The sequence below is a fragment of the Nonomuraea gerenzanensis genome, from assembly GCF_020215645.1.
GTDB lineage: Bacteria > Actinomycetota > Actinomycetes > Streptosporangiales > Streptosporangiaceae > Nonomuraea > Nonomuraea gerenzanensis.
In genome coordinates, this window is the sequence record NZ_CP084058.1 from 455,471 (window position 1) to 474,832 (window position 19,362).

The 19,362-nt window shown below is 68.4% G+C and carries 18 protein-coding genes; 17 read left to right on the plus strand and 1 reads right to left on the minus strand.

Annotation, left to right across the window (positions count from 1 at the left end):
* Window positions 1-44 precede the first annotated feature (44 nt).
* Window positions 45-761: a demethylmenaquinone methyltransferase gene (locus LCN96_RS02315; RefSeq protein ID WP_225270935.1), complete on the plus strand. Its 717-nt coding sequence runs from the start codon at window positions 45-47 to the stop codon at window positions 759-761.
* Here LCN96_RS02315 and LCN96_RS02320 read toward each other — a convergent pair.
* The gene (locus LCN96_RS02320; RefSeq protein WP_225270936.1) at window positions 748-1,467 is read right to left on the minus strand and encodes a hypothetical protein; all 720 of its coding nucleotides are present in this window, start codon (window positions 1,465-1,467) and stop codon (window positions 748-750) included. The genes LCN96_RS02315 and LCN96_RS02320 overlap by 14 nt on opposite strands.
* 288 nt (window positions 1,468-1,755) lie before the next feature.
* Here LCN96_RS02320 and LCN96_RS02325 point away from each other — a divergent pair, with 288 nt between their 5' ends.
* The 16 genes from LCN96_RS02325 to nuoN all read left to right on the plus strand — a co-directional run bounded on the left by LCN96_RS02325 (window position 1,756) and on the right by nuoN (window position 19,360).
* Complete coding sequence (locus LCN96_RS02325; RefSeq protein WP_225270937.1) at window positions 1,756-2,628, plus strand: helix-turn-helix domain-containing protein; 873 nt, start codon at window positions 1,756-1,758, stop codon at window positions 2,626-2,628.
* Between the two features lie 207 nt (window positions 2,629-2,835).
* A complete protein-coding gene (locus LCN96_RS02330) occupies window positions 2,836-4,089 on the plus strand; it encodes a geranylgeranyl reductase family protein (protein ID WP_225270938.1) in 1,254 nt (417 codons plus the stop codon).
* Between the two features lie 64 nt (window positions 4,090-4,153).
* Window positions 4,154-4,549 (plus strand): NADH-quinone oxidoreductase subunit A, encoded by a 396-nt coding sequence (locus LCN96_RS02335; protein ID WP_080043646.1) that lies wholly within the window; start codon window positions 4,154-4,156, stop codon window positions 4,547-4,549.
* Between the two features lie 2 nt (window positions 4,550-4,551).
* Window positions 4,552-5,103, plus strand: coding sequence for a NuoB/complex I 20 kDa subunit family protein (locus LCN96_RS02340; RefSeq protein WP_225270939.1), 552 nt, complete (start codon window positions 4,552-4,554; stop codon window positions 5,101-5,103).
* Window positions 5,100-5,795: an NADH-quinone oxidoreductase subunit C gene (locus LCN96_RS02345; RefSeq protein WP_225270940.1), complete on the plus strand. Its 696-nt coding sequence runs from the start codon at window positions 5,100-5,102 to the stop codon at window positions 5,793-5,795. Before LCN96_RS02340 ends, LCN96_RS02345 begins: the two co-directional genes overlap by 4 nt.
* Window positions 5,792-7,117, plus strand: coding sequence for an NADH-quinone oxidoreductase subunit D (locus LCN96_RS02350; RefSeq protein ID WP_225270941.1), 1,326 nt, complete (start codon window positions 5,792-5,794; stop codon window positions 7,115-7,117). Before LCN96_RS02345 ends, LCN96_RS02350 begins: the two co-directional genes overlap by 4 nt.
* Window positions 7,114-7,770 (plus strand): NADH-quinone oxidoreductase subunit NuoE, encoded by a 657-nt coding sequence (gene nuoE, locus LCN96_RS02355; RefSeq protein WP_225270942.1) that lies wholly within the window; start codon window positions 7,114-7,116, stop codon window positions 7,768-7,770. Before LCN96_RS02350 ends, nuoE begins: the two co-directional genes overlap by 4 nt.
* Window positions 7,767-9,056: an NADH-quinone oxidoreductase subunit NuoF gene (gene nuoF / locus LCN96_RS02360; protein WP_225270943.1), complete on the plus strand. Its 1,290-nt coding sequence runs from the start codon at window positions 7,767-7,769 to the stop codon at window positions 9,054-9,056. Before nuoE ends, nuoF begins: the two co-directional genes overlap by 4 nt.
* 17 nt (window positions 9,057-9,073) lie before the next feature.
* The gene (locus tag LCN96_RS02365) at window positions 9,074-11,431 is read left to right on the plus strand and encodes an NADH-quinone oxidoreductase subunit G (RefSeq protein ID WP_263657429.1); all 2,358 of its coding nucleotides are present in this window, start codon (window positions 9,074-9,076) and stop codon (window positions 11,429-11,431) included.
* Window positions 11,428-12,711 (plus strand): NADH-quinone oxidoreductase subunit NuoH, encoded by a 1,284-nt coding sequence (gene nuoH / locus LCN96_RS02370; RefSeq protein ID WP_225270945.1) that lies wholly within the window; start codon window positions 11,428-11,430, stop codon window positions 12,709-12,711. Before LCN96_RS02365 ends, nuoH begins: the two co-directional genes overlap by 4 nt.
* On the plus strand, window positions 12,698-13,213 hold the full coding sequence (gene nuoI / locus LCN96_RS02375; protein WP_148433094.1) for an NADH-quinone oxidoreductase subunit NuoI: 516 nt from the start codon (window positions 12,698-12,700) through the stop codon (window positions 13,211-13,213). Before nuoH ends, nuoI begins: the two co-directional genes overlap by 14 nt.
* Complete coding sequence (locus tag LCN96_RS02380; RefSeq protein ID WP_225270946.1) at window positions 13,206-14,009, plus strand: NADH-quinone oxidoreductase subunit J; 804 nt, start codon at window positions 13,206-13,208, stop codon at window positions 14,007-14,009. The genes nuoI and LCN96_RS02380 overlap by 8 nt, the downstream gene beginning before the upstream one ends.
* Window positions 14,006-14,302: an NADH-quinone oxidoreductase subunit NuoK gene (nuoK, locus tag LCN96_RS02385; RefSeq protein WP_148433096.1), complete on the plus strand. Its 297-nt coding sequence runs from the start codon at window positions 14,006-14,008 to the stop codon at window positions 14,300-14,302. Before LCN96_RS02380 ends, nuoK begins: the two co-directional genes overlap by 4 nt.
* 71 nt (window positions 14,303-14,373) lie before the next feature.
* The gene (nuoL, locus tag LCN96_RS02390) at window positions 14,374-16,212 is read left to right on the plus strand and encodes an NADH-quinone oxidoreductase subunit L (protein ID WP_225275904.1); all 1,839 of its coding nucleotides are present in this window, start codon (window positions 14,374-14,376) and stop codon (window positions 16,210-16,212) included.
* Window positions 16,212-17,771 (plus strand): NADH-quinone oxidoreductase subunit M, encoded by a 1,560-nt coding sequence (locus LCN96_RS02395; RefSeq protein WP_225270947.1) that lies wholly within the window; start codon window positions 16,212-16,214, stop codon window positions 17,769-17,771. The genes nuoL and LCN96_RS02395 overlap by 1 nt, the downstream gene beginning before the upstream one ends.
* Complete coding sequence (gene nuoN / locus LCN96_RS02400; RefSeq protein WP_225270948.1) at window positions 17,768-19,360, plus strand: NADH-quinone oxidoreductase subunit NuoN; 1,593 nt, start codon at window positions 17,768-17,770, stop codon at window positions 19,358-19,360. The genes LCN96_RS02395 and nuoN overlap by 4 nt, the downstream gene beginning before the upstream one ends.
* The last annotated feature ends 2 nt before the right edge of the window (window positions 19,361-19,362 follow it).

Consider the following 19,362-nt stretch of genomic DNA (forward strand, 5'->3'; position numbering starts at 1 on the left):
GTATGACCGCGTACCCGCAGGCGGGGCCCAATAAGGTGTGAGTCATGACGCGCGCTCAGTTGGACAAGCAGCCGGACGAGGTCGCCGCGATGTTCGATCGCACCGCCCGGCGTTACGACCTGGTCAATGACGTGATCTCCCTCGGGCAGGTGCGGCTCTGGCGCAAGGCGGTGGCCGCCGCCGTGGACGCCGGGCCGGGGGAGCTCGTGCTCGACCTGGGCGCCGGCACGGGCACGTCCACCGACGCGTTCACCACGCTGGGGGCACGGGCGATCGCCTCCGACTTCTCCTTCGGCATGCTCAGCACGGGGGTGCGGCGGCACGGCGGCAACGCGCTGTCGGGGCCCGGCGTGCCGTTCGTCGCGGGTGACGCGATGCGGCTGCCGTTCGCCGACGGGGTGTTCGACGCGGTGACGATCTCGGTGGCGCTGCGCAACGTGCATGACACGTCCCTGGCGCTGCGGGAGATGCTGCGGGTGACGAAGCCGGGCGGGCGGCTGGTGATCCTGGAGTTCTCGCACGTCACGTTCGGCGCGTTCGACCTGGTCTACCGTGAGTACCTGATGCGGCTGCTGCCGAAGGTGGCCAAGGTGTTCGGCTCCAACGACGACTCCTACGAGTATCTCGCCGAGTCGATCAGAGACTGGCCCGACCAGCCGACGCTGGCCCGGACCATCCAGGACGCCGGCTGGGAACGGGTGGCCTGGCGCAATCTCACGATGGGGATCGTCGCCATGCACAGGGGGTTCAAGCCCGCCTGAGCTCGATGGTCAGCAGGTGGGCGTGACGGGGATGGCGGTGGAGCGTGACCTCCTTGACGAAGCAGGCGACCTTGATCTCGGGGATGTAGTCCTCGAACAGCTCGGGGCTCATGCCCGACCTGCACCAGATCAGCATCGCGGTCCCGTCCGGGATCGCCTGGGTGTGGACGACGAGGGGCAGGCGCCCCTCGGGGGTGCGCATCGAGGTGCGCAGGCAGAGCCCCTGGAAGCGGTGGCGGATGACGAGCCGCCCCACGGCCCTGCGTACGGCTGGGATCGCGCCGCCGGCGAGCACCGCCCCCGCGAGCAGCAGTGCCGCCACCGGCCCTTGCCAGAGGACCACTGAAGCCGCGCCGGCGAGCGCGAGCTCGGTCCGCCACCGCCAGGCCAGGCCCGCTGCGGCGACGGGGCCGCGCGCTCTGGCGATCTTCGGATGCTTCCGGGGGAACCCGTCCCCGGGGCTGAACTTGCGCGGGGGCGGTTCGCTGACCGGCTCGTCCTGGGGCGGCGACTCCAGGATCTCCTTCTTGCGCTGCTCGAAGCGGGGGTCGCGGTACTTCCGCCCGCCCCAGGCCGACCGGTCGACCTCCCAGCCCTGCTTCCTGGCGAAGTCGTTGGACCGGCGCCAGAACCACCTGTTGACGGCGACGGTTAATCGCCGCCATCCGCCCTTGCGATCTCCGGCGCCACGTGTAGCGTCGTTCATGCCGCGGCTCCCAATTTCCGCTCTTCGGTCAGAGTCGGGGTGCTACGCGGTTGCGGGCGGATGGGGTCCCACCATCCGCCCCCTCGCGTCTGGCGAAAACCTCATTTCGGCATCTGGCCCGTTTTCCTGCCTGCGGGCTACCCTGAGGGTGTGCCATCGGGCGGCCCTGTGCAATTCCCGCAGGGATGAGTCAAGGGATTCCGCGCGGAACGTGATTCATTCTTCCCGGCGACGATTGCATGACAGCGGGGCGGGCATATTTGGAAGAATGTCCCGAGAGGAGGCTGAGTGATCGGGGAGGTCAATCCGACACTCCGCCGCCGGAAACTCGCCTCTGAGCTGCGGCGGCTCCGCGAGGAGGCGGGGCTCAACGGGGTCCAGGTGTCGCAGGCGCTGCACTGGTCGACCTCCAAGCTCTCCCGGCTGGAGACCGGGCAGGTCGCTCCCTCGGCCAAGGACGTGGCCCGGCTGCTCAAGCACTACGACGCGCTGGGCGAGGAGGCCGACCTGCTGCTCGAACTGGCCGGCAACCACGTCGCCAAGGGCTGGTGGGAGTCCTACTCCGACATCCTGGCCGAGGTGGCGCTGGAGTACATCGGCCTGGAGGACGGCGCCCAGGTGATCAGCGCCTGGCACAACAACGTGCTGCCCGGTCTGCTGCAGACGCGCGCCTACGCCACGGAGCTGGCGCGGCTGTACCGCGCGGTGGAGCTGGCCACGCCGACCCAGATCGAACGCAGGACCCGGGTCCGCATGCGCAGGAAGCAGCTGCTCACCAACGAGCGGGTGACGTACACGGCGGTGGTGGAGGAGGCGACCCTGCGCCGCCGGTTCGGCGAGGCCGACGAGGCGATGATGCGCGAGCAGTTACGCCATCTGCTGGAGCTTTCCGACCTGCCGAACATCACCATTCACGTGATGCTGCTCGAACAACAGCATCCGATCGACTTATCGAGTTTCGTGCATCTGAGATTTCCCTCGATGCGGCTGCTCGGCCCGATTTCCAGTGACGTGGTCTACACCGAGGACTATCCCGGGCTGGAGCTGATCGAGGCGGAGGAACGGGTCTATCGGTATTCGCTGCTCTTCGACCTGCTGCGGGAGGCGGCGCTCGACGAGGAAGCGTCTCGAGACTGCATCGCCTCACTGGCCGGACTCTGACGCTCATGGGCCGGCTGCTAGCGTGACGATCATGACTGCGCGGCCTCAGGCGACACGCCGTCCCCAGGGATCACAGAACCGCACCCCGACTGCCACTATGTACAGGAAAAGCAGTAGACTGCGGGCCGGTAAGTTTGTGAAGGGGTTCACAAAGGAACGAAGGCGCGACACCCCACGGCCTTCGAGCGTGTAGGGACAGGATGTCCAGTGACCGTGCCAGCAGCCAGACAGGCTGACGCAGACGTCATCGTCGTCGGCGCCGGTCCAGCCGGCTCCGCAACCGCCTTTTACCTCGCTCAGGCCGGGCTCGACGTGTTGCTCCTGGAGAAGACCAGGTTTCCTCGCGAGAAGGTCTGCGGCGACGGCCTGACCCCCCGTGCGGTCAAGCAGCTGCAGAACATGGGCGTCGACATCGACGCGCCCGGCTGGATCAGGAACAAGGGCCTGCGTGTCGTCGGCGGCGGCCTGCGCTTCGAGCTCGACTGGCCGCAGCTCGAGCGCTTCCCCGACTTCGGCCTCGTCCGCACCCGCCAGGACTTCGACCAGATCGTCGCCGCCAACGCGGTCAAGAACGGCGTGCGCCTCATGGAGGGCGTCACCGTCACCGGCCCCGTGCTCGACGACCGCAGCGGCCACATCGTCGGCGTGACCACCAAGGACGGCCGCGAGTTCCGCAGCCGCGTGGTCGTGGCGGCCGACGGCAACAGCACCCGCCTGGCCCTGGGCATGGGCCTGCACAAGCGGGAGGACCGCCCGATGGGCGTGGCCGTGCGGACGTACTTCCAGAGCCCGCGCCACGACGACGACTACCTCGAGACCTGGCTGGAGCTGTGGGACGGCGACACGCTGCTGCCCGGCTACGGCTGGGTGTTCGGCGTCGGCGACGGCACCGCCAACGTCGGGCTCGGCCTGCTCAACACCAGCTCACAGTTCGGCAACATCGACTACCGCGACCTGCTGCGCCGCTGGTGCCGGTCGATGCCGCAGGAGTGGGGCTTCACCGAGGAGAACATGACGGGCCCGATCCGCGGCGCCGCGCTCCCGATGGCCTTCAACAGGCAGCCCCACTACACCCGCGGCCTGCTGCTCGTCGGGGACTCCGGCGGATCGATCAACCCGTTCAACGGCGAGGGCATCGCCTACGCCATGGAGACCGGGGAGATCGCCGCCGAGATCATCGCCAAGGCCCTCAAGGACACCACCCCCGCGCAACGCGAGCGGATCCTGCGGACCTATCCTCAGACGCTGAAGGACGCCTACGGCGGATATTTCACGCTCGGGAGGTTGTTCGTCGAGGCGATTGGGAAGCCGGGTGTGATGAGCTTCGGCACCAGGCACGGGCTCCCGCACCCGAGGCTGATGCGCTTCGCGCTCAAACTCCTTGGTAATCTCACCGACCGGCGAGGCGATGCGTCAGACATGATCATCAACGCACTCTCAAAGGTCGCGCCATCAGCATGAATCTCGCAATCAACAGATCCGGCTGCGCGCCCGCGCGCGCGGCGACTCCAGAGGAGGCGTAGCGATGGACCTTTACGTGCCCATCCTGGTGCTCGCCGTTCTCGCGGGGGGCTTCGCGATCTTCTCGGTCGCCATCGCTCCCTTCACCGGTCCCAAGCGCTGGAACCGCGCCAAGCTCGACGCCTACGAATGCGGCATCGAGCCCACGCCCCAGCCTGTCGGTGGTGGACGGTTCCCACTCAAATACATGATCACGGCGATGCTCTTCATCGTCTTCGACATCGAGATCATCTTCCTATACCCGTGGGCCGTCTCGTTCGCTCCGCAGACGGACGACCTCGGCCGCGTGCTCTCCTCGGGCCTTGGCCTGTTCGCGCTCGTCGAGATGCTGCTGTTCATCGTCACCGTGCTCGTCGCCTACGCGTACGTGTGGCGCCGCAAGGGTCTGGACTGGGACTGAAAATGGGACTTGAAGAAAAACTCCCCAGCGGGTTCATCCTCAGCACGGTCGAAGCGGCCGCGGGGTGGGCGCGAAAGAACTCCGTGTGGCCGGCCACGTTCGGCCTCGCGTGTTGCGCCATCGAGCTGATGGCCACCGGTGGCCCCCACTACGACCTGGCGCGCTTCGGTATGGAGCGCGCTTCGGCGTCTCCCCGGCAGGCCGACCTCATGATCGTGGCCGGCCGCGTGTCGCAGAAGATGGCGCCCGTCCTGCGCCAGATCTACGACCAGATGGCCGAGCCCAAGTGGGTCATCTCCATGGGCGTGTGCGCCTCCAGCGGCGGCATGTTCAACAACTACGCCATCGTGCAGGGCGTCGACCACGTCGTCCCGGTGGACATCTACCTGCCGGGCTGCCCGCCGCGGCCCGAGATGCTCATCGACGCGATCGTGAAGCTGCACGACAAGATCCAGAACATGAAGTTCGGCGCGCACCGCGCCAAGCAGATCGAGGAGCTCGAGCTGCAGGCGCTGCGCACGCTGCCGCTGATCGACCAGGGGGCCCCGAAGTGACCTCGCCCGACAACCTGCCCGAGGTCCCGGACGCGGAGGTTCCCCAGGTTCCCGCGGCCCAGGAGCCGCCGGTCGCCCGCAGGGGCATGTTCGGCGCGCACGACAGCGGCGACACCTCCGGCTACGGCGGTCTCGTCGTGCGCCGGGCGCCGCAGCTCTCCACGCCCCGCCCGTACGGCGGCTACTTCGACGAGATCGTCGACAGCCTGGCGATGGACGACGCCATCGAGCGCGTGGTCGTCGACCGCGGCGAGCTGACCCTGCACGTCAAGCGGGAGCGCCTGGTCGAGGTCGCCCAGAAGCTGCGCGACGACCCCGCGCTGCGCTTCGAGCTGTCGACCGGCGTGTCCGGGGTGCACTACCCGCACCTGGCGGGCGAGGAGCTGCACGCCGTCTACCACCTGGTCTCGATCACCCACAACAGGCGCGTGCGCGTGGAGGTGAGCGCGCCGGACTCCGACCCGCACATCCCATCCACGGTCAGCGTTTACCCTGGTCACGACTGGCACGAGCGCGAGACGTACGACTTCTTCGGGATCATCTTCGACGGTCACCCCGCGCTCACCCGGATCATGATGCCGGACGACTGGGACGGCCACCCGCAGCGGAAGGACTACCCGCTGGGCGGCATCCCGGTCGAGTACCGCGGCGCCACGATCCCCTCGCCTGACCACAGAAGGAGCTACTCATGAGCACCGCTTATGACGAGGCGACCGAGGGCAAGGTCTATTCGGTCAACGGCGCTGACTGGGACCAGGTCGTCAGCGGCGTGCGCGACTCCGAGGAGGAGCGCCTCGTCGTCAACATGGGCCCGCAGCACCCGTCCACGCACGGCGTGCTCCGGCTGGTGCTGACGCTCGACGGCGAGACGGTGACCGAGGCGCGCGGCGTCATCGGCTACCTGCACACCGGCATCGAGAAGAACATGGAGTACCGGACGTGGACCCAGGGGACCACGTTCGTGACCCGCATGGACTACCTCTCGCCGATCTTCAACGAGACCGCCTACTGCCTCGGCGTGGAGAAGCTGCTCGGCATCACCGACCGCGTGCCCGAGCGGGCGCAGGCCATCCGCGTGATGATGATGGAGCTCAACCGCATCGCCTCGCACCTGGTGGCGATGGGCACGTTCGGCATGGAGCTGGGCGCCACCACGCCGTTCCTGTTCGGGTACCGCGATCGTGAAATGATCATGGACCTGTTCGAGTACATCACCGGCCTGCGCATGAACCACGCCTACATCCGCCCCGGCGGCGTGAGCGTGGACCTGCCCGCCGGCGCGGTCGACAAGGTGGGCGAGTTCCTCAAGGAGATGCCCAAGCGGATCAAGGACATCCGCAAGCTGCTCGACGAGAACCCCGTCTACGTGCGCCGCACCAGGGACGTGGCCTACCTCGACCTGACCGGCTGCATGGCCCTCGGCGTCACCGGGCCGATCCTGCGCGCCGCCGGCCTCCCGTGGGACCTGCGCAAGTCGCAGCCCTACTGCGGTTACGAGACCTACGAGTTCGACGTCGCCACCGAGCGCGGCTGCGACGTGTACTCGCGCTACCTCGTCCGCATGAGGGAGATGGAGGAGTCCCTCAAGATCATCGAGCAGGCGCTGGACCGCATCGCCGGTCCGCTCAAGGGCGACCCTGTCATGATCGAGGACAAGAAGATCGGCTGGCCCGCGCAGCTCGCGCTCGGCCCCGACGGGTTCGGCAACTCGCCCGACCACATCGCGCACATCATGGGCACCTCCATGGAGGCCCTCATCCACCACTTCAAGCTGGTGACCGAGGGCTTCAGGGTGCCGGCGGGGCAGGCGTACGCCAGCATCGAGTCGCCCAAGGGCGAGCTCGGCGCCCACGTGGTCAGCGACGGCGGCACCCGGCCGTACCGCGTGCACTTCCGCGAGCCGTCCTTCTGCAACCTGCAGAGCTTCCCCGCCATGGCGGAGGGCGGCCAGGTCGCCGACGTGATCGCCGCGGTGGCTTCTATCGACCCCGTCATGGGAGGTGTGGACCGGTGACTTACTCACCGGAGATCCGTGAGCGTCTGGAGCGGGACGCCAAGGAGATCATCGGGCGTTACCCGAAGACGCGCTCCGCTCTGCTGCCGCTGCTCCACCTCGTGCAGTCGGAGGACGGCTACGTCTCCGACGACGGCCAGGAGTTCTGCGCGGAGATGCTCGGCCTCAGCAAGGCCGAGGTCACGGGCGTGGCCACCTTCTACACCATGTACAAGCGCAAGCCCGCCGGCGAGTACCACGTCGGCGTGTGCATCAACGCGCTGTGCGCGGTCATGGGCGGCGACCAGATCTGGGAGGAGCTCTCCGAGCACGTCGGCGTCGGTCACGAAGAGGCGACCGCCGACGGCAAGATCTCGCTGGAGCGCCTGGAGTGCAACGCGGCCTGCGACTTCGCGCCCGTCATGATGGTCAACTGGGAGTTCTTCGACAACCAGACCCCCGAGTCGGCCAAGCAGCTCGTGGACGACCTGCGTGACGGCAAGGACGTGGCACCCACGCGCGGCCCCAAGAAGCTGTGCACCTTCAAGCAGGCCTCGCGCGTGCTCTCCGGCCTGCCGGACGACCTCGCGGGCGAGGGCCCGTCGGCCGCCGGCGCCTCGCTGGAGGGCCTGAAGGTCGCCAAGGCCAAGGGATGGAAGGCACCGGAGGCATGAGCACGACTTTGACACCGGTCCTGACCGCGAACTGGGACCAGCCCAACTCCTTCACCCTCGGCGCCTACGGAGAGTACGAGGCGGCGAAGAAGGCCCTGGGCATGGACCCCGACGCGGTCATCCAGGCCGTCAAGGACTCGGGCCTGCGCGGCCGCGGCGGCGCGGGCTTCCCCACCGGCATGAAGTGGGGCTTCATCCCGCAGGGCGACGGCAAGCCGCACTACCTCGTCGTCAACGCCGACGAGTCGGAGCCGGGCACCTGCAAGGACATCCCGCTGATGATGGCCAACCCGCACGCGCTGGTCGAGGGCATCATCATCACCTCGTACGCGATCCGGGCCAACCACGCCTTCATCTACGTGCGCGGCGAGGTGCTGCACGTCATCCGGCGGCTGCACGCGGCCGTGCGCGAGGCGTACGAGAAGGGCTACCTCGGCACCGACATCCTCGGCTCCGGCTACGACCTGGAGCTCGTCGTGCACAGCGGCGCGGGCGCCTACATCTGTGGCGAGGAGACGGCGCTGCTGGACTCGCTGGAAGGCTTCAGAGGTCAACCGCGGCTCAAGCCCCCGTTCCCGGCCGTGGCGGGCCTGTACGCCTCGCCTACTGTCGTGAACAACGTCGAGTCGATCGCGTCTGTTCCCTCGATCATCGCCAACGGCGCCGAGTGGTTCGCCGGGATGGGCACCGAGAAGTCCAAGGGCTTCGGCATCTTCTCCCTCAGCGGCCACGTCACCAGGCCCGGCCAGTACGAGGCCCCGCTCGGCATCACGCTGCGCGAGCTGCTCGACATGGCCGGCGGCGTCCGCGAGGGGCACCAGATCAAGTTCTGGACCCCGGGCGGCTCCTCCACGCCGATCTTCACCGACGAGCACCTCGACGTGCCGCTCGACTTCGAGGCGGTCGGCGCCAAGGGCTCCATGCTCGGCACCCGCGCGCTGCAGATCTTCGACGAGACCACCTGCGTGGTCCGCACGGTGCTGCGCTGGACCGAGTTCTACGCCCACGAGTCCTGCGGCAAGTGCACGCCCTGCCGCGAGGGCACGTACTGGCTCAAGCAGGTGCTCAAGCGCCTGGAGAAGGGCCAGGGCACCGAGGAGGACCTCTCCACGATCACCGACATCGCGGACAACATCCTGGGCCGCTCGTTCTGCGCGCTGGGTGACGGCGCCACGAGCCCGATCCACTCCTCGGTGAAGTACTTCCGCGAGGAGTACCTCAAGCACTTCGAGATCGGCGGTTGTCCGTTCGACCCGAAGAAGTCCACTCTCTGGGGTGAGCAGTGACCGTCGTAGAGACAGAAGTGAACCTGGTGACCCTGACCATCGACGGGTTCCAGGTCAGTGTCCCCAAGGGCACGTTGATCATCAGGGCCGCCGAGCTGCTGGGCATCCAGATCCCCAGGTTCTGCGACCACCCGCTGCTCGACCCGGCCGCCAACTGCCGGCAGTGCCTGGTCGACATCCCCGACGCGGGCAACGGCCGCGGCTTCCCCAAGCCGCAGCCGTCGTGCGCGATCGAGGTCGCCGAGGGCATGGTGGTGCAGACCCAGCTCACCTCCCCGGTCGCCGAGAAGGCGCAGCGCGGGGCCATGGAGCTGCTGCTCATGAACCACCCGCTGGACTGCCCGGTCTGCGACAAGGGCGGCGAGTGCCCCCTGCAGAACCAGGCCATGTCCAACGGCCAGGGCGAGTCCCGCTTCCAGGAGCAGAAGCGCACCTTCCCCAAGCCGCTGCCGCTGTCGACGCAGGTCCTGCTCGACCGCGAGCGCTGCGTGCAGTGCGCGCGCTGCATCCGCTTCTCCGACCAGATCGCCGGTGACCCGCTCATCGAGTTCTTCGAGCGCGGGGCCAAGGAGCAGGTACGCACGGCCGAAGGCAAGCCGTTCAACTCCTACTTCTCCGGCAACACGGTGCAGATCTGCCCGGTCGGCGCGCTCACCGGCGCCGCCTACCGCTTCCGCGCCCGCCCGTTCGACCTGGTCTCCACGCCGAGCGCGTGCGAGCACTGCGCCGGCGGCTGCGCCCTGCGCACCGACCACCGGCGCGGCCGGGTCACCCGCCGCCTGGCGGGCAACGACCCGCAGGTGAACGAGGAGTGGAACTGCGACAAGGGCCGCTGGGCGTTCACCTACGCGCAGCAGCCCGACCGCCTCAAGCAGCCGCTCATCCGCAACGAGGAAGGCGTGCTCGTGCCCGCCTCGTGGCCGGAGGCGCTGATGGTGGCCGCCGAGGGCCTGGCCAAGGCCCGTGGCAAGGCCGGCGTGCTGGTCGGCGGCCGGGTCACGGTCGAGGACTCCTACGCCTACGCCAAGTTCGCCAGGCTCGCGCTCGGCACCAACGACATCGACTTCCGCGCCAGGCCGCACTCCGCCGAGGAGGCGCAGTTCCTGGCGCACGCGGTGGCCGGCAAGGGCATCGAGATCAGCTACACCGACCTCGAGAACGCCCCGCACGTGCTGCTCGTCGGCTTCGAGCCCGAGGACGAGTCGCCGGGCGTCTTCCTGCGCCTGCGCAAGGCGTGGCGGAAGAAGGGCCTCAAGGTCACCTCGATCGCGCCGTTCGCCTCGCTGGGCCTGACGAAGATGGGCGGCACGCTCATCCGCACCGCGCCCGGCGCCGAGGCCGACGCGATCGGCGACCTCGTCGGCACGCTGGCCGAGGGCACGATCGTGCTGGCCGGCGAGCGCCTGGCCACGGTGCCCGGCGCGCTGTCGGCCCTGGTCCGGCTCGCCGCCGCCTCCGCCGGCGTCAGGATCGCCTGGATCCCGCGCCGGGCCGGTGAGCGCGGCGCCGTCGAGGCGGGCGCGCTGCCCAACCTGCTGCCGATCGGCCGCCCCGTGGACGACGAGAGCGCCAGGGCCGAGGTCGCCAGGGCGTGGAACGTGGCCTCGCTGCCCGCCACGCCCGGCCGCGACACCTCCGGCATCCTCGCCGCCGCCCGCGACGGCGAGCTGGACGCGCTGGTCGTCGCCGGGGTCGACCCCTACGACCTGCCGGACCCGGCCGCGGCGCTGGACGCGCTGGAGCACACGCCGTTCATCGTCAGCCTGGAGATCCGCGCCAGCGCCGTCACCGACCGCGCCGACGTGGTCCTGCCCGTCGCCGCGGTGCAGGAGAAGGGCGGCACGTTCGTCAACTGGGAGGGCAGGGGCCGCTCGTTCGAGGCGCCGCTCAAGGTGCCCGGCCTGCAGTCCGACCTCGCCGTGATCGCCAACCTGGCCGACCGCATGGACGTGCACCTGGGCCTGCCTGACGCCAAGGCCGCCCGGCGCGAGCTGTCCGGCCTCGGCTCGTGGCGCGGCAGCCGCATCAGCGCCCCGGTCGCCCTGTCCCGCACGCTGGACCTGCCGGAGCAGGGCCAGGCGCTGCTGGCCACCTGGCACCTGCTGCTCGACGAGGGCAGGCTGCAGGACGGCGAGCCGTACCTCGCGGGCACCGCCCGCCCCGCCGAAGCACTGGTCTCGGAGGGCACCGCCGCCGAGCTGGGCGTCACGGACGGCGACAAGCTCGTCGTCGGTGAGAACGTCACGCTGCCGGTGCGCGTCGCCGACCTGCCCGACCGCGTGGTCTGGGTGCCGGCGAACTCCGGCGGCTGCTCGGTCACCCGTGACCTGCGCGCGGTGGCCGGCGACATCGTCACCATCGGGAGCGCCTCATGAGTCCCACCCTGGAGAACTTCGGCCACGATCCGCTCTGGATCACCATCATCAAGGCCGTCATGCTCTTCGCCTTCCTGATGCTGGGCATCCTGTTCGGCGTCTGGTTCGAGCGCAAGCTCATCTCGCGGATGCAGCACCGCTACGGCCCCAACCGGGCCGGCAAGTTCGGCCTGCTGCAGTCCGTCGCCGACGGTCTGAAGATGGGCCTGAAGGAGGACATCTTCCCGCGGACCGTGGACAAGGTGCTCTACCTGCTCGCGCCCGTGATCATGGTGGTGCCGGCCTTCCTGGCCTTCTCCATCGTGCCGTTCGGGCCGGTGGTGAACCTGTTCGGTGTCGAGACGCCGCTGCAGCTGGTGGACCTGCCGGTGGCGGTGCTGTTCATGCTGGCCATGGGTGCGGTGTCGGTGTACGGCGTGGTGCTGGCCGGGTGGTCGTCGCGCTCGCCGTACGCGCTGCTGGGCGGGCTGCGCTCGGCGGCCCAGGTGGTCTCCTACGAGATCGCGATGGGCCTGTCGTTCGTGGCGATCTTCCTGTTCGCCGGCACGCTGTCCACCTCCGAGATCGTCAAGGCGCAGGAGCAGACCTGGTTCGCGGTGCTGCTCATCCCGTCCTTCCTGGTCTACGTGATCTGCATGTTCGGCGAGGCCGCGCGCATCCCGTTCGACCTGCCCGAGGGCGAGGGCGAGCTGGTCGGCGGGTTCCAGACCGAATACTCCTCGTCGCTGAAGTTCGCGCTCATCATGATGGGCGAGTACCTGCACACCTTCACCGCCTCGGGCATCGCGGTCACCCTGTTCCTGGGCGGCTGGCGGGCGCCGTTCCCGATCTCGTTGTGGGAGGGGGCCAACCAGGGCTGGTGGCCGGTGCTGTGGTTCTTCATCAAGTTCGTGCTCACGTTCTGCTTCATCGTGTGGGTGCGCGCCTCGCTGCCGCGGGTGCGTTACGACCAGCTCATGTCGCTGGGCTGGAAGGTGCTCATCCCGGTCAACCTGGCCTGGATCCTGCTGGTGGCCGCGGTGCGCAACATCGTGGTCAACGAGGGCGACCGGACGCTCGGCATCGGGCTCGGCGTGGTCATCGTGATCGGCGCGCTGGCCATCTGGATGCGCTTCGACACCGTCAACCAGCGGCGCAAGGAAGCGAAGAAGGCGCAGGTGGAGGCCGAGTTCGAGCAACTGTCCGAGGAACCGGCGGCCGGTGGCTTCCCTGTGCCGCCGCTCGACCTGCCGCACTACCACGGGGTGCAGCACAAGGAGATTCCCAGTGGGACTAACTGATTGGCTGAACCCCGTCAAGGGCTTCGGGGTCACCTTCCACACGATGTTCAAGAAGCCCGTCACGACGAACTACCCGGAGGAGAAGAAGCCCACGGCTCCTCGCTTCCACGGGCGTCACCAGCTCAACCGCTGGCCCGACGGGCTGGAGAAGTGCGTCGGGTGCGAGTTGTGCGCCTGGGCGTGTCCGGCCGACGCGATCTACGTCGAAGGCGCGGACAACACCGAGGAGGAGCGCTTCTCGCCCGGTGAGCGCTACGGGCGCACCTACCAGATCAACTATCTGCGGTGCATCCTGTGCGGCCTGTGCATCGAGGCCTGCCCGACCCGCGCGCTCACCATGACCAACGAGTACGAGCTCGCCGACACCAACCGCGAGAGCCTCATCTACACCAAGGAGATGCTGCTCGCGCCGCTGACCCAGGGCATGGAGCAGCCGCCGCACCCCATGCGGCTCGGTGAGACCGAAGAGGACTACTACCGGCTGGGGCGGACCAATGGGTGAGACCATCACTTTCTGGGTGCTCGCCGTCGTCTCCGTCGGCGCCGCGCTCGGCATGGTCTTCAACCGCAAGGCCGTCTACTCCGCGCTGATGCTCGGCACCGTGATGCTCTGCCTGGCCGTCCTGTACGCCGTGCAGGACGCGCCCTTCCTGGCCGCGGTGCAGATCATCGTCTACACCGGCGCCATCATGATGCTGTTCCTGTTCGTGCTCATGCTCGTGGGCGTGGACTCCTCCGACTCCTTCGTGGAGACGCTCAAGGGACAGCGGTTCTGGGCGATCCTGGCGGGCCTCGGCTTCCTGGCGCTGATCGTGCTGGCCGTCGGCAACGCGATCTTCGCCCCGGAGGCCGGGTTGGCGCAGGCCACCGGGCAGGGCGGCTACATCCGCTCGATCGCGCTGCTGCTGTTCACCAAGTACGTCTTCGCGTTCGAGATCACCTCGGCCCTGCTGATCACCGCCGCGCTGGCCGCGATGGTGCTCGCGCACCGCGAGAAGCTCACCGAGAAGGTCACGCAGAAGGACCTGTCCCGGGCCCGCTTCCTCGGCGACCGCCCCTCGCCGCTGCCCGGCCCCGGCACCTACGCCAGGAGCAACGCCATCGACATGCCGGCGCTGCTGCCGGACGGCTCGGTGGCCGAGGACTCGGTCAACCGCTACATCGCGCGCTACGACGTCGAGCACGACCACCTGCCCGAGGACCCGAAGCTCGCCGAGGCCATCAAGCACACGGCCGAGCTCGACCAGGCGCCGACCGAGGCGGAGAAGGACGCCGAGACCAATGAGGTGACCAAGTGACGACGCACTACCTCGTCCTGTCCGGCATTCTCTTCGCCATCGGCGCCATGGGCGTGCTCATCAGGCGTAACGCGATCGTGGTGTTCATGTGCGTGGAGCTCATGCTCAACGCCTGCAACCTCGCCTTCGTCACCTTCTCCAGGCAGGTCGGCAACCTGGAAGGCCAGATCATCGCGTTCTTCGTGATGGTGGTGGCCGCGGCCGAGGTCGTGGTAGGCCTGGCCATCATCGTGACGATCTTCCGAACCCGCAGGTCCGCGTCCGTCGACGACGCGAACCTGCTGAAGTACTGAGGTGACTGGTGGAATCTCATATCGCTGAGATCACGCCGCACACCGGTGGAGTGATCGGCAACGCCTGGCTGATGATCGCCCTCCCGCTGATCGGGGCGTTCATCCTGCTGGTGTTCAACCGGTTCACCAACCGCTGGGGCCATCTGCTGGGCGTGGCCATGTCCCTCGCCTCGTTCGTCGTGGCGGTGCTGGCGTTCTTCGAGCTGATCGGGTTCGGGGCGGAGGAGCGCCGCCGGGCCGTGCACCTGTACGAGTTCATCCCCGGCATGGTCGACATGGGGCTGCTCATCGACCCCCTGTCCATCAGCTTCGCGCTGCTGATCACCGGTGTGGGCTCGCTGATCCACATCTACTCGATCGGCTACATGGCTCACGACGAGCACCGCCGCAGGTTCTTCGCCTACCTGAACCTGTTCGTGGCCGCGATGCTCCTGCTGGTGCTGGCCGACAACTACGTGGGCCTGTTCATCGGCTGGGAGGGCGTCGGTCTGGCGTCGTACCTGCTGATCGGCTTCTGGCAGTTCAAGCCGTCCGCGGCGGTCGCGGCCAAGAAGGCGTTCGTCGTCAACCGCGTCGGTGACTTCGGCCTGCTGGTCGGCATGTTCGTCATCTGGACCACGTTCGGCTCGCTCGCCTTCAAGGACATCCCGGTCAACGGCGCCGAGAGCGGCACCACGCTCGCGATCGGCCTGCTGCTGCTCCTCGGCGCGTGCGGCAAGTCGGCGCAGCTCCCGCTGCAGTCCTGGTTGCTCGACGCGATGGAGGGCCCGACCCCGGTCTCGGCCCTCATCCACGCCGCGACCATGGTCACCGCCGGCGTCTACCTGGTCGTCCGCTCCGGGGCGTTCTTCTTCCCCGAGGGCTCGGGCGCCGCGCTCGCCGTCGCCATCGTCGGCGCGGCCACGCTGCTCGCCGGTGCGATCATCGGTTGCGCCAAGGACGACATCAAGAAGGGCCTGGCCGGCTCGACGATGTCGCAGATCGGCTACATGATGCTCGGCGCGGGCCTCGGCCCGGCGGGATACGCCTTCGCGATCGGCCACCTGATCACGCACGGCTTCTTCAAGGCCGACATGTTCCTCGGCGCCGGTTCGGTCATGCACGGCATGAACGACGAAGTGGACATGCGCAAGTACGGCGCGCTCCGCAAGGTCATGCCGATCACCTTCGTCACGTTCTTCATCGGTTACCTGGCGATCATCGGGTTCCCGCTGCTGTCCGGTTACTTCACCAAGGACGGCATCATCGAGACCGCGGTGCACCACCAGCCGATCCTCGGCTGGCTGGCCGTGCTGGGCGCGGGCATCACCGGCTTCTACATGTCGCGGATGGTCTTCATGACCTTCTTCGGCCAGAAGCGGTGGGCCGACGACGCGCACCCGCACGAGTCGCCGCTCGTCATGACGGTGCCGCTGATGATCCTCTCGCTCGGTGCGCTGGGCCTGGGCGCCTACCTCGTCCTGAGCAACCGGCTCCTGCACTTCCTGGCTCCGGCCGTCGGCGCTCCGGAGGTCGAGCCGCAGTTCGCCCCGTTCGCCCCGTCCGGTCTGGCGACGCTGGGGCTGGTCGCGGTCGGCGCGATCATCGCCTGGATGAAGTACGGCCGGGTCGAGGTGCCGTCGGTGCAGCCGCGCGGCTCCTTCCTCACCACGTTCGCCCGGCGCGACCTCTACGGTGACGCGCTCAACGAGTCGCTCTTCATGCGCCCCGGCCAGTGGCTGACCCGTCTCGCGGTGTTCTTCGACAACCGCGGCATCGACGGGATCGTCAACGGCCTGGCGGCGGGCATCGGCGGCAGCTCCGGGCGCCTTCGGCGGGTCCAGACGGGCTTCGCCAGAACGTACGCGCTGTCCATCTTCATCGGTGCCGCCCTGCTGACCGGCGCCCTGCTCCTCGTTGGGAACATCTGATGTCACCCTGGCTTCCGATACTCATGGCGGTGCCCGTGGTGGGCGCCATCGTGGTGGCCCTGCTTCCCAAGGGCAGTGACAAGCTGGCCAAGCAGGTAGCGCTGCTCGTCTCGCTGCTGGTGCTGGTCCTCACGGGCGTCGTGGCCGCCGGGTTCAAGCCGTCCGGCGACCGCTTCCAGTTCGTCGCCGAGTACAACTGGATCCCGAGCTTCGGCGTGAAGTTCGGGGTCGGCGTGGACGGTGTGGCCTTGGTGCTCATCGCCCTGTCGGCGGTGCTGGTGCCGATCGTGATCCTGGCCTCCTGGCACGACGCCGACGGGGTCAAGACCGCCGACGGCACGGTGGTCGCGCCCAAGCGGTCGGTGAAGACGTACTTCTCGCTGCTGCTCGTGCTGGAAGCGATGATGATCGGCGTCTTCGCGGCGACCGACATCTTCCTGTTCTACGTCTTCTTCGAAGCCATGCTGATCCCGATGTACTTCATGATCGGGTCGTACGGCGGCGCCCAGCGGTCCTACGCGGCCGTGAAGTTCCTGCTGTACTCGCTCTTCGGCGGCCTGCTCATGCTGGTCGCGGTCATCGGGCTGTACTTCGTCGCCGGCAAGCAGACGTTCATGTTCCCCGAACTCGTCGGGGCCATCCAGGACCCGACGACGCAGAAGTGGCTGTTCGGCGGCTTCTTCATCGCCTTCGCCATCAAGGCGCCGCTGTGGCCGGTGCACACCTGGCTGCCCGACGCGGCCGCCCAGGCTCCGGCCGGTGCCGCGGTGCTGCTGGTGGGCGTGCTCGACAAGGTCGGCACGTTCGGCATGCTGCGCTTCTGCCTGGAGCTGTTCCCGGACGCCGCCAAGGCGTTCACGATGCCGATCGTCGTGCTGGCGGTCATCAGCATCATCTACGGCGCCATCGTGGCCATCGGCCAGACCGACATGAAGCGGCTCATCGCCTACACGTCGATCTCGCACTTCGGCTTCATCGTGCTCGGCGTGTTCGCCATGTCGGACGTCGCCCAGTCCGGCGCCGCGCTCTACATGGTCAACCACGGCTTCGCCACCGGCGCGCTGTTCCTGGCCGCGGGCTTCCTCATCGCCAGGCGTGGCTCGCCGTTCATCAGCGACTACGGAGGCGTGCAGAAGGTCGCGCCGGTGCTCGCGGGCTTCTTCCTGGTCGCCGGTCTGGCCGGGCTCTCGCTGCCGGGCCTTTCGTCGTTCGTCAGCGAGTTCATGGTGATGATCGGCACGTACTCCACCCAGGCGCACGGCTCGGGCGCGCTGACGGTGGCCGCGATCATCTCCGCGGTGGCCGTGATCCTCGCGGCCGTCTACATCCTGTGGATGGTCCAGCGGACCATGAACGGGCCGACGGCCGAGCCGGTCAAGGCGTTCAAGGACCTGAACGCCCGCGAGGTCTGGGTGCTGGCTCCGCTGGTCGCCCTCATCATCGGCTTCGGCTTCTTCCCCAAGCCGCTGCTCGATGTGATCAACCCGTCTGTGCAACAGACGCTGACCAACGTGAAGGTGCCCACCTCCACCATCGCTGAGAAGGGGACAGGTCAGTGAACCCCGCCATCGAAGCGCCGACGATCGAGTACGGCACGCTGGCGCCGCTGCTGATCATCTTCGGCGCGGCCTGCATCGGCGTGCTCGTCGAGGCGTTCGCGCCGCGCTACCTGCGCAAGTCCATCCACGTGCCGCTCACCCTGCTGAGCCTGGCCGGCGCGTTCGCGCTGGTCCTGGTGCAGACGCTGCGCGGCCAGGTGTCCACCACGGCCTCCGCCATGGGCGCGATCGCCGTGGACGGCCCGTCGCTGTTCATCTGGGGCATCATCCTCGTCCTGTCGTTCGTCTGTGTGCTGCTGATCAACGACGAGGGGCACTTCGTGGCCTCCGCCGCGGCCGTGCCGGGCAGCGCCGACGAGGAGGAGGCCGAGGCGCACGACAACGGCACCGGCCACACCGAGGTCTACCCGCTGGTCCTGTTCGCCGTGGGCGGCATGCTGCTCTTCCCGGCCGCGCACGACCTGCTGATGATGTTCGTGGCCCTCGAGGTCATGTCGCTGCCGCTGTACCTGCTGTGCGGCCTGGCCCGCAGGCGCCGCCTCCTGTCGCAGGAGGCGTCGATGAAGTACTTCCTGCTGGGCGCCTTCTCCTCGGCGTTCTTCCTGTACGGCACCGCCATGGTCTACGGCTTCGCGGGCACCGTCTCGCTGCCGGGCATCAACCAGGCCATGGCGTCGGGCAACACGCTCGACCCGCTGCTGCTCATCGGGTTCGCGCTGCTCGGCGTGGGCCTGCTGTTCAAGATCGGCGCGGCGCCGTTCCAGGCCTGGAAGCCGGACGTCTACCAGGGCGCTCCCACCCCGATCACCGCTCTCATGGCCTCCGGCACGCTGGTGGCGGCCGTCGGCGCCGTGCTGCGGGTGTTCTGGGTGGGGCTGGGCAACCTCGACTGGGAGTGGCGGCCGGTCATCTGGGCCGTCGCCGCGCTCACCATGGTCGTGGGCTCGATCCTGGCGATCACGCAGACCGAGATCAAGCGCATGCTGGCGTACTCGTCCATCGCGCACGCCGGCTTCCTGCTGGTCGGTGTGATGGCCACGTACGGCAGCGGCGAGCAGAACGCAGGCTCGCTCCAGGCGATCCTGTTCTACCTGGCGGTCTACGGCATCACCACCGTCGGCGCGTTCGCCGTGCTGACGCTGGTGCGCGACCCGGGCGGCGAGGCGGGGCACCTGTCCCGCTGGGCCGGGCTCGGCAAGCGCGCGCCGCTGCTGTCCGGGGTGTTCGCCTTCTTCCTGCTGGCCTTCGCCGGAATCCCGCTGACCAGCGGCTTCATGGGCAAGTACGCCGTCTTCGCCGCCGCGCTGAACAGCGGCACGCAGCCCGGCGACTCCATGGGCGGCTGGATGGCCGGCCTGGTCGTCGTGGGTGTGGTCGCCTCCGCGATCGCCGCGTTCTTCTACGTCCGCGTGATCGTGCTGATGTTCTTCAGCGAGCCGGCGGCCGACGGCCCGGCGATCGCGGCCCCCAGTATGGGGACCGTGGCCGTCATCGCGGTTTCGTTGCTGGTTACCGTAGGGGTGGGGCTCTACCCGGAGTCCGTGCTCGGTGTTGCCAACGACGCTGCTAGCAGCCTGTTCATCAGATAGAC

Excerpts from the sequence above, each read along its gene's own strand:
- LCN96_RS02340 (WP_225270939.1), top strand. The coding sequence starts at position 4,552 with ATGGGACTTGAAGAAAAACTCCCCAGCGGGTTCATCCTCAGCACGGTC.
- LCN96_RS02395 (WP_225270947.1), top strand. The coding sequence starts at position 16,212 with ATGTCACCCTGGCTTCCGATACTCATGGCGGTGCCCGTGGTGGGCGCC.
- nuoH (WP_225270945.1), top strand. The coding sequence starts at position 11,428 with ATGAGTCCCACCCTGGAGAACTTCGGCCACGATCCGCTCTGGATCACC.
- LCN96_RS02315 (WP_225270935.1), top strand. The coding sequence starts at position 45 with ATGACGCGCGCTCAGTTGGACAAGCAGCCGGACGAGGTCGCCGCGATG.
- LCN96_RS02320 (WP_225270936.1), bottom strand. The coding sequence starts at position 1,467 with ATGAACGACGCTACACGTGGCGCCGGAGATCGCAAGGGCGGATGGCGG.
- LCN96_RS02350 (WP_225270941.1), top strand. The coding sequence starts at position 5,792 with ATGAGCACCGCTTATGACGAGGCGACCGAGGGCAAGGTCTATTCGGTC.
- nuoL (WP_225275904.1), top strand. The coding sequence starts at position 14,374 with ATGATCGCCCTCCCGCTGATCGGGGCGTTCATCCTGCTGGTGTTCAAC.
- LCN96_RS02380 (WP_225270946.1), top strand. The coding sequence starts at position 13,206 with ATGGGTGAGACCATCACTTTCTGGGTGCTCGCCGTCGTCTCCGTCGGC.
- nuoF (WP_225270943.1), top strand. The coding sequence starts at position 7,767 with ATGAGCACGACTTTGACACCGGTCCTGACCGCGAACTGGGACCAGCCC.
- LCN96_RS02335 (WP_080043646.1), top strand. The coding sequence starts at position 4,154 with ATGGACCTTTACGTGCCCATCCTGGTGCTCGCCGTTCTCGCGGGGGGC.